The sequence below is a fragment of the Thauera sp. WH-1 genome (assembly GCF_047806685.1).
In the GTDB taxonomy this organism is placed as follows: domain Bacteria; phylum Pseudomonadota; class Gammaproteobacteria; order Burkholderiales; family Rhodocyclaceae; genus Thauera.
This window is the reverse complement of sequence record NZ_JBLQGP010000005.1, coordinates 188,854-201,902: the sequence shown is the minus strand read 5'-3', so window position 1 is coordinate 201,902 and position 13,049 is coordinate 188,854. Positions and strand designations below refer to the sequence as shown.

The 13,049-nt window shown below is 67.8% G+C and carries 14 protein-coding genes; all 14 read left to right on the top strand.

All coding sequences use genetic code 11. The features are described 5' to 3' along the window. Complete coding sequence (napA, locus tag ACMV5O_RS07645) at positions 1 to 2,547, top strand: nitrate reductase catalytic subunit NapA (RefSeq protein ID WP_416162901.1); 2,547 nt, start codon at positions 1 to 3, stop codon at positions 2,545 to 2,547. Positions 2,548 to 2,621: 74 nt separating this feature from the next. After that, on the top strand, positions 2,622 to 3,497 hold the full coding sequence (gene napG, locus ACMV5O_RS07640; protein ID WP_416162900.1) for a ferredoxin-type protein NapG: 876 nt from the start codon (positions 2,622 to 2,624) through the stop codon (positions 3,495 to 3,497). Next, positions 3,494 to 4,438 (top strand): quinol dehydrogenase ferredoxin subunit NapH, encoded by a 945-nt coding sequence (napH, locus tag ACMV5O_RS07635; protein ID WP_416162899.1) that lies wholly within the window; start codon positions 3,494 to 3,496, stop codon positions 4,436 to 4,438. The genes napG and napH overlap by 4 nt, the downstream gene beginning before the upstream one ends. A 158-nt stretch (positions 4,439 to 4,596) precedes the next feature. After that, a complete protein-coding gene (locus tag ACMV5O_RS07630; RefSeq protein WP_416162930.1) occupies positions 4,597 to 5,049 on the top strand; it encodes a nitrate reductase cytochrome c-type subunit in 453 nt (150 codons plus the stop codon). A gap of 21 nt (positions 5,050 to 5,070) precedes the next feature. Then, entirely contained in the window at positions 5,071 to 5,700 is a 630-nt protein-coding gene (locus tag ACMV5O_RS07625; RefSeq protein WP_324542815.1) for a NapC/NirT family cytochrome c, read from the top strand. A gap of 157 nt (positions 5,701 to 5,857) precedes the next feature. Further along, the gene (gene ccmA, locus ACMV5O_RS07620) at positions 5,858 to 6,484 is read left to right on the top strand and encodes a cytochrome c biogenesis heme-transporting ATPase CcmA (RefSeq protein ID WP_416162898.1); all 627 of its coding nucleotides are present in this window, start codon (positions 5,858 to 5,860) and stop codon (positions 6,482 to 6,484) included. Beyond that, positions 6,478 to 7,146, top strand: a complete 669-nt coding sequence (ccmB, locus tag ACMV5O_RS07615) for a heme exporter protein CcmB (protein WP_416162897.1) — start codon at positions 6,478 to 6,480, stop codon at positions 7,144 to 7,146. Before ccmA ends, ccmB begins: the two co-directional genes overlap by 7 nt. A 64-nt stretch (positions 7,147 to 7,210) precedes the next feature. Next, positions 7,211 to 7,999 (top strand): heme ABC transporter permease CcmC, encoded by a 789-nt coding sequence (gene ccmC, locus ACMV5O_RS07610; protein WP_416162896.1) that lies wholly within the window; start codon positions 7,211 to 7,213, stop codon positions 7,997 to 7,999. Beyond that, the gene (ccmD, locus tag ACMV5O_RS07605) at positions 7,999 to 8,226 is read left to right on the top strand and encodes a heme exporter protein CcmD (RefSeq protein ID WP_416162895.1); all 228 of its coding nucleotides are present in this window, start codon (positions 7,999 to 8,001) and stop codon (positions 8,224 to 8,226) included. The genes ccmC and ccmD overlap by 1 nt, the downstream gene beginning before the upstream one ends. Further along, entirely contained in the window at positions 8,223 to 8,669 is a 447-nt protein-coding gene (gene ccmE / locus ACMV5O_RS07600) for a cytochrome c maturation protein CcmE (RefSeq protein ID WP_416162894.1), read from the top strand. Before ccmD ends, ccmE begins: the two co-directional genes overlap by 4 nt. Before the next feature lie 4 nt (positions 8,670 to 8,673). Further along, complete coding sequence (locus ACMV5O_RS07595; RefSeq protein WP_416162893.1) at positions 8,674 to 10,656, top strand: heme lyase CcmF/NrfE family subunit; 1,983 nt, start codon at positions 8,674 to 8,676, stop codon at positions 10,654 to 10,656. Positions 10,657 to 10,676: 20 nt separating this feature from the next. Beyond that, entirely contained in the window at positions 10,677 to 11,270 is a 594-nt protein-coding gene (locus tag ACMV5O_RS07590) for a DsbE family thiol:disulfide interchange protein (RefSeq protein WP_416162892.1), read from the top strand. Then, on the top strand, positions 11,260 to 11,823 hold the full coding sequence (locus ACMV5O_RS07585; RefSeq protein WP_416162891.1) for a cytochrome c-type biogenesis protein: 564 nt from the start codon (positions 11,260 to 11,262) through the stop codon (positions 11,821 to 11,823). The genes ACMV5O_RS07590 and ACMV5O_RS07585 overlap by 11 nt, the downstream gene beginning before the upstream one ends. Continuing rightward, the gene (gene ccmI, locus ACMV5O_RS07580) at positions 11,820 to 13,043 is read left to right on the top strand and encodes a c-type cytochrome biogenesis protein CcmI (protein WP_416162890.1); all 1,224 of its coding nucleotides are present in this window, start codon (positions 11,820 to 11,822) and stop codon (positions 13,041 to 13,043) included. The genes ACMV5O_RS07585 and ccmI overlap by 4 nt, the downstream gene beginning before the upstream one ends. Positions 13,044 to 13,049: the final 6 nt, after the last annotated feature.

The window sequence follows — 13,049 nt, the reverse complement described above, 5'->3', positions numbered from 1 at the left end:
ATGAGCATGAATCGACGCGAATTCATCAAGAACAACGCGATTGCCGCCGCCGCTGCCACGGCCGGCATCAGCATTCCCGTTGTGACGCAGGCGCAGGGCGCTGTGCCTTCCGGCACCTCGGTGCGCTGGGACAAGGCGGCCTGCCGTTTCTGTGGCACGGGCTGCTCGGTGCTGGTGGGCGTGCAGAACGGGCGCGTGGTGGCCTCGCAGGGCGACCCCGACTCCCCGGTCAACCGCGGCCTGAACTGCATCAAGGGCTACTTCCTGTCCAAGATCATGTACGGTGCGGACCGCCTGACGCAGCCCCTGCTGCGCATGCGCGGCGGCCAGTACGACAAGAACGGCGAGTTCACCCCGATCAGCTGGGATCAGGCCTTCGACATCATGGCCGAGAAGTGGAAGGCGGCGCTCAAGGAGCACGGCCCGCGCTCGATCGGCATGTTCGGCTCCGGCCAGTGGACGATCTGGGAAGGCTATGCCGCCGCCAAGCTGCACAAGGCCGGCTTCCGCACCAACAACATCGACCCCAACGCCCGCCACTGCATGGCTTCGGCGGTGGCCGGCTTCATGCGCACTTTCGGCATGGACGAGCCGATGGGCTGCTATGACGACATCGAGAACGCCGACGCCTTCGTGCTGTGGGGCTCGAACATGGCCGAAATGCACCCCATCCTGTGGAGCCGCATCACCGATCGCCGCCTGACTCACCCGGGCTGCGAGGTGCACGTGCTGTCGACCTTCGAGCATCGTTCCTACGAGCTCGCCGACAACCCGATGATCTTCAAGCCGCAGACCGACCTGGCGATCCTCAACTACATCTGCCACCACATCATCTCGACCGGTGCGGTGAATCAGGACTTCGTCGCCAAGCACGTCAAGTTCAAGCGCGGCGAGACCGACATCGGCTATGGCCTGCGCGGTAACCACCCGCTCGAGGCCAAGGCGACCAACAACGGCTATCCGGGCGCCGACGGCAAGCCCAAGGGCAACCCGGGCAAGTCCGAGGACATGAGCTTCGACGAGTTCGCCGCCTACGTCTCCGAATACACGCTGGAGAAGACCGCCCAGCTGTCGGGCGTGCCCGAGACCCACCTCAAGCGCATGGCCGAGGCCTACGCCGACCCGAACCGCAAGGTGACGTCCTTCTGGACCATGGGCTTCAACCAGCACACCCGCGGCACCTGGGTGAACAACATGATCTACAACGTTCACCTGCTGGTGGGCAAGATCTCGGAGCCGGGCAACAGCCCGTTCTCGCTCACCGGCCAGCCCTCGGCCTGCGGCACCGCGCGCGAGGTCGGCACCTTCGCCCACCGCCTGCCGGCGGACATGGTGGTCACCGATCCCAAGCACCGCGCCTTCGCCGAGAAGGTGTGGAAGCTGCCCGAGGGCACGATCCCCGACTGGGTCGGGCTACACGCCGTGGCCCAGAGTCGCGCGCTCAAGGATGGCACGCTCAAGTGCTACTGGACCACGACCACCAACAACATGCAGGCGGGCCCGAACGTCAATGACGAGATCTACCCGGGGTGGCGCAATCCGGAAGCCTTCGTCGTCGTCTCCGACGTCTATCCGACCGTGTCCGCGCTGTCGGCCGACCTCATCCTGCCGTGCGCGATGTGGGCCGAGAAGGAGGGCGCCTTCGGCAACGCCGAGCGCCGTAGCCAGTTCTGGCGCCAGCAGGTGAGCGCGCCGGGCGAGGCCAGGTCCGACCTGTGGCAGTACATCGAATTCTCCAAACGCTTCAAGATGGAAGAAGTGTGGCCGGCCGAGTTGCTCGACAAGATGCCCGAGTACAAGGGCAAGACCTTGTACGACGTGCTCTACGCCAACGGTCAGGTCAACAAGTTCCCGCTCGATGAGGTCGCCAAGGTCAATGCCCATGCGTGGGACGGCTACATGAACGACGAGTCGAAGGAACTGGGCTATTACCTGCAGAAGGGCCTGTTCGAAGAATATGCGGTGTTCGGGCGCGGCAAGGCGCACGACCTCGCCGACTTCGACGACTACCATCGCGCGCGCGGCTTCCGCTGGCCGGTGGTCGACGGCAAGGAGACCCTGTGGCGCTACCGTGAAGGCTACGACCCCTATGTCGAGGCCGGCGAGGGCTGGAGCTTCTACGGCTACCCGGACAAGAAGGCGATCGTGTTCGCGCTGCCCTACCAGGACCCGCCCGAGATGCCGGACGCCGAGTACGACCTGTGGATGTGCACCGGCCGCGTGCTCGAGCACTGGCACACCGGCTCGATGACCCGCCGCGTGCCCGAGCTGCACCGTTCGGTGCCGGACGCGCAGATCTTCATGCATCCGGACGACGCCCAGAAGCGCGGCCTGCAGCGCGGCATGGCGGTGAAGATCGTGTCCAAGCGCGGCGAGGTGGTGGCGCGTCTCGAGACGCGTGGCCGCAACAAGCCGCCGGTCGGCCTGGTGTTCATTCCCTTCTTCGATGAGGGCCGCCTGGTCAACAAGCTGATCCTGGATGCGACCTGCCCGATCTCGAAAGAGACCGACTTCAAGAAGTGCCCGGTCAAGGTGATGAAGGCCTGAACAACGGAGGCGTGATCCCGCTCTCCGCACGACCTTCCGGGGACGGCGTGCGGGGACGGGATGCCACGAAGTAAATGAGCGAGCAAGTGGAAAAGACTGAGCGCAAGGCGGCGGGTGTGCTGTCGTCGCGCCGCCGGTTCCTCAAGGAATCGGCCGGCGTGGCGGGCGGCGCAGGACTGCTCGCGCTCGGCGCCGGAATGTACGCGAAGCAGGCGTCGGCGCTGCCGGCCACGGCCATCCGTCCGCCCGGCGCACTCCCCGAACGCGAATTCCTGGCGGCCTGCGTGCGCTGCGGCCTGTGCGTGCGCGACTGTCCCTACGACACCCTGAAGCTGGCCGAGCTGGGCGACGGTGTCGCCACCGGCACGCCCTACTTCGAGGCCCGCAGGATCCCCTGCGAGATGTGCGAGGACATCCCCTGTGTCGTCGCCTGCCCGACCGGAGCGCTCGATCGTGCGCTCACCGACATCGAGCAGGCGCGCATGGGGCTGGCCGTGCTCATCGACCAGGAGAACTGCCTCAACTTCCTCGGCTTGCGCTGCGACGTGTGCTATCGCGTGTGCCCGGTCATCGACAAGGCGATCACGCTCGAGCGCATGCACAACCCGCGCTCCGACCGGCACGCCATGTTGCTGCCGACCGTCCATTCGGAGCACTGCACCGGTTGCGGCAAGTGCGAGCAGGCCTGCGTGCTGCCGGGCGAGTCGGCGATCAAGGTGTTGCCGATCAAGCTTGCCCAGGGTTCGAAGGCCGATCACTACCTGCGCGGCTGGGAAGAGAAGGAGGCGGCCGGCCAGTCGCTGATCGGCGATCAGATCGAGCTGCCGGTGCGTGGCCTGGAGGACAAGCCCTTCGGTGACACCCGGGTGCGTCCCGGCGAAGCGCCGGCCCGTGTGCCCGATTACGTACCGGCCGCGCCCGGCGGACTCGATTCGGGGTGGAAGCCATGAGCACGCAGACGACTTCCCCGATGGACGGCGGCAAGCCCGAGCGCGCGGTGCCAGCCACCAGCGTGCGTGGCGCAGCGATGCGCGGCGTCGTCGCGCGCCCCGGACATGAGGCGATCGAGGCCAAGGGCTGGCTCGGCGCTCACAAGTGGCTGCTGTTGCGGCGTGCTTCCCAGCTCGGCATCCTCGCGCTCTTCCTCGCCGGGCCCTGGCTCGGCTGGTGGATCGTGAAGGGCAACCTGGCTTCCAGCCTGACCCTGGGCGTGCTGCCGCTCACCGACCCCTTCTTGATCGCACAGCAGCTGGCGGCGGGCAACTGGCCCTATCGCGAGGCCTTGCTGGGCGGGGGGATCGTGCTGGCCTTCTACCTGCTGCTCGGCGGGCGGCTGTTCTGCTCCTGGGTGTGCCCGGTGAACCTCGTCACCGACGCCGCGGCCTGGCTGCGGCGCCGGCTCGGGCTCAAGGGCGGCAAGGCGCCGGCGGCGAACACGCGTTACTGGCTGCTCGGCTTCGTGCTGGTGATTGCGGCTGCCACCGGCTCGCTGGCCTGGGAGTGGGTGAACCCGGTGTCGATGTTTCATCGCGGGCTGATCTTCGGCTTCGGCCTGGCCTGGGGGATCGTCGGTGGCATCTTCTTCTACGACCTGCTGATCGCGCCGCGCGGCTGGTGCGGCCACCTGTGCCCGCAAGGCGCCTTGTACGGCCTGCTCGGCCGTGCCTCGGTCCTCAAGATCTCTGCGGCCAGGCGCAGCGCCTGCAACGATTGCATGGATTGCTTCGCCGTCTGCCCCGAGCCACAGGTCATCCGCCCTGCGCTCAAGGGCGTCGGCCAGACCCACCCCCTCATTCTCGATGCCGACTGCACCACCTGCGGACGTTGTGTGGATGTGTGCGGCAACGACGTTTTCCGTATTACGACCCGATTCAACAGGAGCGAGTCATGAAAAAGACCCCCACGCTTGCCCGCTGCGCAGGATCGCTGCCCCCCGAGGGAGCTGTTTCAGCTTGGGGCGGCCCGGCGCTGAAGGAGACCCCCACGCTTCCCCGCGCTGCGGGGGCGCTGCCCCCCGAGGGGGCTGTTTCAGCTTGGGGCGGCCCGGCGCTGAAACGACAAACCCGTCACCTTGTGATCGCGCTCGTCGCCGCACTCGGCATCGGCGCTGCACTGCCCGATGTCGCGGAGGCCCAGAGCGTCCGCAGCATCCGTGGCGCCGACGTCGCCGACCCCGAGCTGGCGGTCGGCAACTACAAGCTGATTCCGGATCAGGCCCCGCTGCCGCGCGACTATGTGCAGCAGCCGCCGCTGGTCCCCCACAAGGTCGAGGGCTACGAGGTTACGATCAACTTCAACAAATGCATGGACTGCCACTCCTGGACCCGCTACCGGGAGACCGGTGCCACCAAGGTCAGCATCACCCATTTCAAGGATCGTGAAGGCACGGAGCTTTCCAACATCTCGCCGCGGCGCTACTTCTGCCTGCAGTGCCACGTGCCGCAGACCGACGCCCGCCCGCTGGTCGAGAACCAGTTCCAGCGCGCCCAGGGCCTGCGCTGAAGATGACGAACGGGGTATGAAATGACCGACGACAACAAGAAGGGAATCGTGCAGCGCATTCGCAACGCCGGCTGGGGTGCGATCGTGCTGCTGTTTGCCGCGGGCGTGATCTTCTGGGGCGGCTTCAACTGGGCCCTGGAGATGACGAACACCGAGAAGTTCTGCATCTCCTGCCACGAGATGGAGGAGAACGTCTTCAAGGAGTATCGCAACACCATCCACTATCAGAACCGCACCGGCGTGCGCGCGACCTGCCCGGACTGTCACGTGCCCAAGGAGTGGGGGCCGAAGATGGTCCGCAAGGTCAAGGCCTCGCGTGAGCTGTACGGCAAGGTGATGGGTACGATCTCGACGCCGGAGAAGTTCAACAACGAACGCCTGCGCCTGGCCGAGAACGAATGGCGCCGCATGAAGGCGAACAACTCGCAGGAGTGCCGCAATTGCCACAACTACGAGTATTTCGACTATTCGGTGCAGGGCCGTCGGTCCAACCAGATGCACCAGGCCGGCTTCGCCGAGGGCAAGACCTGCATCGACTGCCACAAGGGTATCGCCCATTCGCTGCCGCCGGTGGTGCAGAACATCGGGGCCGAGCGTAGCGGCGTGCCGCCGGAGATGATGCATCCGGTGCCGCCCGCCGCCCAGCAGTAAGCCTGTCCGCGTCGTGGGGGCGTTGCCGTCCCCGCGCCCCCCGCATGCAGGCACCCCTCGTGTCGCCGCGCCCGATCGGCGCCGCGAGGGGTACTTCATTGTCCCGGCTGTCGTTCCGATGGCGCCGCCTGCCGTCCCTGTGGTTCAATTCGTCCCCATGCTCGAAGCCCAAGAACTCGCCTGCCTGAAGGGCGATCGCCTGCTGTTCCGCGACCTCGCCTTCCGTCTGCAGGACGGCGAGATGCTGCGCATTGCCGGCCCCAACGGCGTCGGCAAGACCAGCCTGCTGCGCCTTGTCACTGGATTGGCGCTGCCTGAAGCCGGCGAAGTGCGCTGGCGTGGGCACTGCATCCGTCGCGAGCGCGAGGCCTTCCACGGCGAACTGCTCTACCTGGGCCATGCGCCTGCGCTCAACGACCTGCTGAGCCCGCTCGAGAACCTGCGCTTTGCCTGCGCGGCCGCTGGCGACCACGTCGCTGCAGAGCACTGCGTGCAGGCCCTGGTGCGCATTGGCCTGGAGAATCAGCTCGACCTGCCGGCCCGGGTGCTGTCCCAGGGGCAGCGCCGCCGCGTCGGTCTCGCCCGCCTGTTCCTGTCCGGCCGGCGCCCGCTGTGGGTGCTCGACGAGCCCTTCACCGCGCTCGACGTGCATGCCGTGGCCGATCTCGCCGCGACCCTGTCGGAGCACTGCGCGGCCGGTGGCATCGTCATGATGACGACCCATCAGGACGCCCCCTTTGCGCGCCCGCCCGCCGTGCTCGACGTCGGCGCCTTCGCATGCTGAGCGCCTTCCTCGCCGTGCTGCGGCGCGACCTGTTGCTGGCCTGGCGCGGCCGCGCCGACGTACTGGTCACGCTCGCCTTCTTCGTCATCGTCGTCTGCCTGTTCCCTTTCGGCGTCGGCGCCGAGCCCAACCAGTTGCGCGCGATCGCGCCCGGCGTGCTATGGGTCGCCGCGCTGCTCGCCTGCCTGTTGTCCCTGCACCGGCTGTTCGCGCAGGACTACGCGGATGGAACCTTGGAACAGCTGCTCCTGTCTAGGGAACCGGCTGCCGTATGGGTGATGGCAAAGGTGCTGGCCTTCTGGCTTAGTACCGGCCTGCCCGTGATCGCGGTGGCGCCGGCGATGGCGCTGCTGCTTGACCTGGAGCAAGGTGGCCTGCCCGTGCTGGTAATAAGTTTGGCGCTGGGCACGCCGATCCTGACGCTCCTCGGTGCGGTAGGTGCGGCGCTGACGCTGGGACTGCGCGGTGGCGGCATGCTACTGGCCCTGCTGGTGCTGCCGCTGTTCGTGCCGGTGCTGATATTCGGCGCCGGAGCGGTCGAGGCGCAGCTGTCCGGAAGTGGGGCCGTCGCCCATCTGCTGCTGCTTGGCGGCGGCCTGACCGGAGCCATTGCGCTGGCGCCATGGGCATGTGCAGCGGCACTGCGCATATCGACCGATTGATGATGAAAAGACCGCGCCTCCTGCAACCGGGCTGCGGCCGACCGTAAAAGCGACCTTTCGACGCATGACGACTTCCGAACGCGGGCGCAGCCTGTTCCGCTTTGCCTCCCCGCAGCACTTCTACCCCCTGGCCGGAACCCTGGCGCCCTGGTTTGCCGCGATCGCAGTCGTGCTGACCGTGGTGGGCCTGTGGCTCGGCTTCTTCGTCGCCCCGACCGACGCCACCCAGGGCGAGGTCTACCGCGTGATCTTCATCCATGTGCCGGCGGCCTGGATGTCGATGTTCATCTACCTGGTGATGGCCTTCTGGTCTGCAGTCGGTCTGGTCATGAACACGCGCCTGTCCTTCGTGATGAGCCAGGCGCTCGCCCCCACCGGTGCGATCTTCTGTTTCCTGGCGCTGTGGACGGGGGCGCTGTGGGGCAAGCCGACCTGGGGCGCGTACTGGGTGTGGGATGCGCGACTGACCTCGCAGTTGCTGCTGCTCTTCCTGTATTTCGGCTTCATCGCGCTTACCCGCGCGATCGAGGACCCGCGCCGCGCCGACCGCGCCGGCGCCATCATCGCGCTGGTCGGCGCGGTGAACGTTCCGATCATCTATTTCTCGGTCAATTGGTGGAACACCCTGCACCAGGGCGCCTCGGTGAGCCTCACCAAGGCGCCGTCGATGGCGGCGACCATGCTCGCCGGCATGCTGGTGATGGCGATCGCGGCGTGGATGTACACCATCGCCGTGGTGTTGTGGCGCGTGCGCCCGATGATCCTCGAGCGCGAGCGCCACACCGAATGGGTGGGCGCGGTGCTCGAGAAGGCCTTGCAGGCCGAGGCCGCGAACAAGGGAGGGCGTGCCTGATGCAATGGGAAAGCTGGTCCGCATTCTGGGACATGGGTGGGGCCGCCGTCTTCGTGTGGGGCAGTTACGCCCTGACCTTCGGCCTCATCGCGCTGGAACTCGTGCTCCTGTTCCAGCGTCGGAAGGACACGACGCGCCGGCTGCTGCGCTGGCGGCGTGCGGTCGGCAAAGAGGTTGGCAAGCATAACGGCGGCGCCCGCGAGCCCGCCCTGGAGTCTGAAACATGAAAGCCCGTAGCAAGCGTCTGATGTTGGTCGGCGGCGGTGTCGCCCTGTTGGTGGCGGCCGTCGCCCTGGTGCTGAGCGCCTTCCAGCAGAACCTGGTGTTCTTCCACACCCCCTCCGAGGTCGCCGAAGGCAAGGCGCCGCTGGGCAAGACCTTCCGCATCGGCGGCATGGTCGAGGACGGCTCGATTGCGCGCGAGGGCGACGGCCTGACCGTTCGCTTCGCGATCACCGACACCGCCAAGGTCATCCCGGTCACCTACCGCGGCACGCTGCCCGACCTCTTCAAGGAAGGCAAGGGCGCGGTGGTGCAGGGCCGCCTCGAGCAAGACGGCGTGTTCCGCGCCACCGAGGTGCTCGCCAAGCACGACGAGAACTACATGCCGCCCGAAGCCGCACATGCCGTCGAGCAGGCGCAAAAGGCCGCCCAGACCGTGAGCCAGTGACATCATGATCCCCGAACTCGGACATTTCGCCCTCATCCTTGCCCTGGTGCTGTCGCTGGTGCAGGCCGTCGTGCCGATGGTCGGCGCCCAGCGCAACAGCATGGCGCTGATGGCGGTCGGCCGGCCGGCCGCACAGGGTCAGCTCTTCTTCATCCTGTTCAGCTACGTCTGCCTGACCTGGGCCTTCATCACCAGCGATTTCTCGGTGCAGCTCGCGGCCTCCAACTCGCACAGCGCGACGCCGCTGATGTACAAGATCACCGGCGTGTGGGGCAACCACGAGGGCTCGCTGCTGCTGTGGGCGATGTCGCTGTCGCTATGGACGGTGGCGGTGACGGTGTTCTCGCGCCATCTGCCCGAGGCCTTCCTGGCGCGCGTGCTCGGCGTGCTGGGCTGGGTCAGCGTCGGCTTCATCTCCTTCACCCTGGTCACCTCCAACCCCTTCGATCGCCTGCTGCCGGGCGTGGCCGAGGGACGCGACCTCAATCCGCTGCTGCAGGACCCGGGCATGATCATCCACCCGCCGCTGCTCTACATGGGCTATGTCGGGTTCTCGGTCGCCTTCGCCTTCGCCATCGCCGCCCTGCTGTCGGGCCGCCTCGACGCCGCCTGGGCGCGTTGGTCGCGGCCGTGGACGACGGTGGCGTGGGTGTTCCTGACGGCCGGGATTGCGGTCGGCTCGGGCTGGGCCTATTACGAGCTGGGCTGGGGCGGCTGGTGGTTCTGGGATCCGGTCGAGAACGCGTCCTTCATGCCCTGGCTGCTGGGCACGGCGCTGATCCATTCGCTGGCCGTCACCGAAAAGCGCGGCGCCTTCCGCAGCTGGACGGTGCTGCTCGCGATCGCGGCGTTCTCGATGTCGCTGCTGGGCACCTTCCTCGTGCGCTCGGGCGTCATCACCAGCGTGCACGCCTTCGCCACCGACCCCAAGCGCGGCCTCTATATCCTGGCGCTGCTGGTGCTCGTGATCGGCTTCTCGCTGCTGCTGTATGCGATGCGCGCGCCCAAGCTGGCAGGCGGTGGCAGCTTCAGCTTCGTGTCGCGCGAGACCGCGCTGCTCGGCAACAACGTGCTGCTCACGGTGGCCTCGAGCTCGGTGCTGATCGGCACGCTGTATCCGCTGTTCCTCGACGCACTCAACCTTGGCAAGATCTCGGTCGGCCCGCCGTACTTCGAGGCGGTGTTCGTGCCGCTGATGACCCCGGTGGTAGTGCTGATGATGTTCGGCCCCTTCCTGCGCTGGAAGGATGACGACCTCGTCGCCGCCGCGCGCAAGGTGGCGCCGGCCTTCATCGCCAGCATCCTGATTGGCGTCGGCGTGGCGATGGCCGTGGATCACCTGACCTGGCGTACCGCGCTGGGCCTGTTCCTCGCCGCCTGGGTGGTGCTGACCAGCCTCCAGCTGCTGGTCGGCCGCCTGAAGGAGCGCGCCGGTGCGTCGGCCGGTTCGCGCCTGCGCTCGATCACCGCTGCGTGGTGGGGCATGTGGCTGGCCCACCTCGGCGTCGGCGTGTTCATCATCGGGGTGACCCTGGTCGGCAGCCTCGAGCAGCAACTCGACGTCAAGATGCAGCAGGGTCAGCGCGCCGAGATGGCGGGCTATACCTTCACCTTCCGCGGCGCCATCGAGGCCGACGGTCCCAACTACGATGCCGAGCGCGGTGTCATCGACGTCACCCGCGACGGCCGTGCGATCGCCACCCTGACTCCCGAGAAGCGCCTGTACTGGGCGCAGGGCATGCCGATGACCGAGGCCTCGATCGATATCGGGCCGTTCCGCGACGTCTATGTCTCGCTTGGCGAGCAGCTCGAGGATGGCGCCTGGATCGTCAGTCTGTACTACAAGCCCTTCATCAGCTGGATCTGGCTCGGCTGCACGCTGATGGGCCTGGGGGGGCTGTTCGCCGCGGCGGATCGTCGCTACCGCCGGCTCGCCGAGCGTGATGCCAAGGTCGGGGCTGCGCAAAGTGTCGCTGGCGCAGCCTGAGTGAAGTCCCAAGGAAGCCCATGAAAGCCAAGTTTCTCGTTCCCCTGCTGTTGTTCTTCGGCCTCGCCGGATTTCTCGCCTTCGGCCTCACCCTCAACCCGCGCGAAGTGCCTTCGCCACTGATCGACAAGCCGGCACCCAACTTCAGTCTGGCCCGCCTCGACCAGCCCGAGCAGGCCTTTGCGCTCGAGGAGATGCGTGGTGAGGTGTGGCTGCTCAACGTGTGGGCGTCGTGGTGCGTTGCCTGCCGTGAGGAGCATCCGGTGCTGGTGCGCATGGCGCAGCAGAAGCTGGTGCCGATCGTCGGCCTCAACTACAAGGAGGTGCGCGGCGACGGCGCCATCAACCCGCGTGGCCTGGCGCTGGAGGCCGAGACCGGCATGGCGATCGAGCGCGCGCGGCGCTGGCTCACCGATCATGGCGACCCCTACGTGCTGTCGGTGCTCGACATCGACGGCCGCGTCGGCATCGACTTCGGCGTGTATGGCGTGCCCGAGACCTTCCTTATCGATCGCGAAGGCAAGATCCGCTACAAGCACATCGGACCGATCACGCCTGAGGCCTTGCAGAACGTGCTGATCCCCAAGATCGAGGAGGTCCGCCGTGCGGGCTGAGGGATCCCTGTTCGCGCTGCGGCGCACCGCATTCGCCTTCGTCTGCGGCCTCGGTCTGGCGCTGAGCGCAGCGGCCTGGGCGCAGGACGGCCAGGCGGCAGCCGATCCGGGCCTGGCGCCTACTGTGGCGGCGAACCCAGAGCTCGAGGCCGATGTGATGGAGCTTGCGCACAAGCTGCGCTGCCTCGTCTGCCAGAACCAGTCGATCGCCGAGTCGAACGCACCGCTGGCGGTCGACCTGCGCGACCAGGTGCGCGAGCAGCTCGAGGCCGGCAGCACCAAGGAGCAGGTCGTCGACTACGTCGTTGCCCGCTATGGCGAGTTCGTGCTCTACCAGCCCCCGTTCCGTGCTGCGACCGCCCTGTTGTGGCTGGGGCCGGCGATGCTGCTGGTGGGCGGCGCGGGCTGGCTCGCCTTCCGCCTGCGCCGGCGGCGTGCGGAGGCCGAGGCCGAGCGTGGCCTGTCGGCGGCGGAGCGCGAGCGCGCCCGCGCGCTGCTCGCGGGCGCCGAGACGGCGCCGTCAAACACTGAATCTCCGGAGTCCCGTTCGTGACCGCGTTCATCCTTTTCGCCGGCCTGCTGCTGGCCGGTGCCCTGCTATTGATCCTGCCGCCGCTGCTTGGCGCCGGCGCGCGCAAGCGGCGCCAGCAGGCGCAGCAGAGCACGATGGTGCTGACCGTGTTGCGCGAACAGCTCGCCGAGCTCGATGCCGACCTCGCCTCAGGCCAGATCGATGCCGCCAGCCATGCCAGGAGCCGTGAGGAGCTCGAGCGTCGCGCCCTCGAGGAGGGCGAGGCGGCGGCCGAGGCGGCCGACAGTGCCGATGTGCGCCCGAGCCGCTCGTGGGCGATCGGCATGGCCCTGACGATCCCGGCCGTGGCAGTGGCGGTTTACCTGGCGATCGGCGAGCCCGATGCCCTCGACCCGCAGAATCTCACGACGCAGCAGGGCTTCACCCGCGAGCAGGTGACTGAGATGGTCGGGCAACTCGTTACTCGGCTCGAGAACGAGCCCAACAACGTCGAGGGGTGGACGATGCTCGCGCGCACCTACGTGGTGCTCGAGGACTACCCCAAGGCGCTTGCCGCCTATGCGCGGCTGGGTGCGCTCACGCCCCAGGATCCCGACGTGCTCACCGACTGGGCCGACGTCACGGCGGTGGTGAGCGGCTCGGTGCAGGGTGAGGCCGAGGCGCTGGTGCAGCGTGCGCTGGAAGTCGCGCCCAATCACGTCAAGGCCCTCGCGCTGGCCGGCACCGCCGCCTACCAGCGCGGCGACTTTGCCGGCGCCGCGAGCCACTGGGAGCGCATCCTGGCGCAGATCCCGTCCGGCAACGAGATGGCGGCGGGGGTGCGCGAAAGCATCAACAATGCGCGCGCGAGGGCGGGCATGGCGCCCCTCGCCGCCGACGAAGGCGCGGCCCCTGCGGCGACGACGGCGCTGACGGCCAGCGGCCGCCTCGAGCTTGCCGAGGCCCTTGGCGACAAGGTCGCGCCGGAAGACGTGGTGTTCGTCTTCGCGCGCGGCGAGGCGGGCGGACCGCCGCTGGCGGCGCTGCGCTTCACCGCGCGCGAACTGCCGCTCGACTTCAGCTTCAACGGCGCGACCATGATGATGGGCGACATGCCGGTGCCCGAGCGCATCATCGTCGCCGCGCGCGTCGCCAAGGGGGGCGATGCCACCGCACGCAGCGGCGACCTCGAGGGTGCCAGCGCCGCGGTGGCGCCGGATGCGAGCGGCCTGCGGGTGGTGATCGACCGCGTTCGCGACTGAACCGGA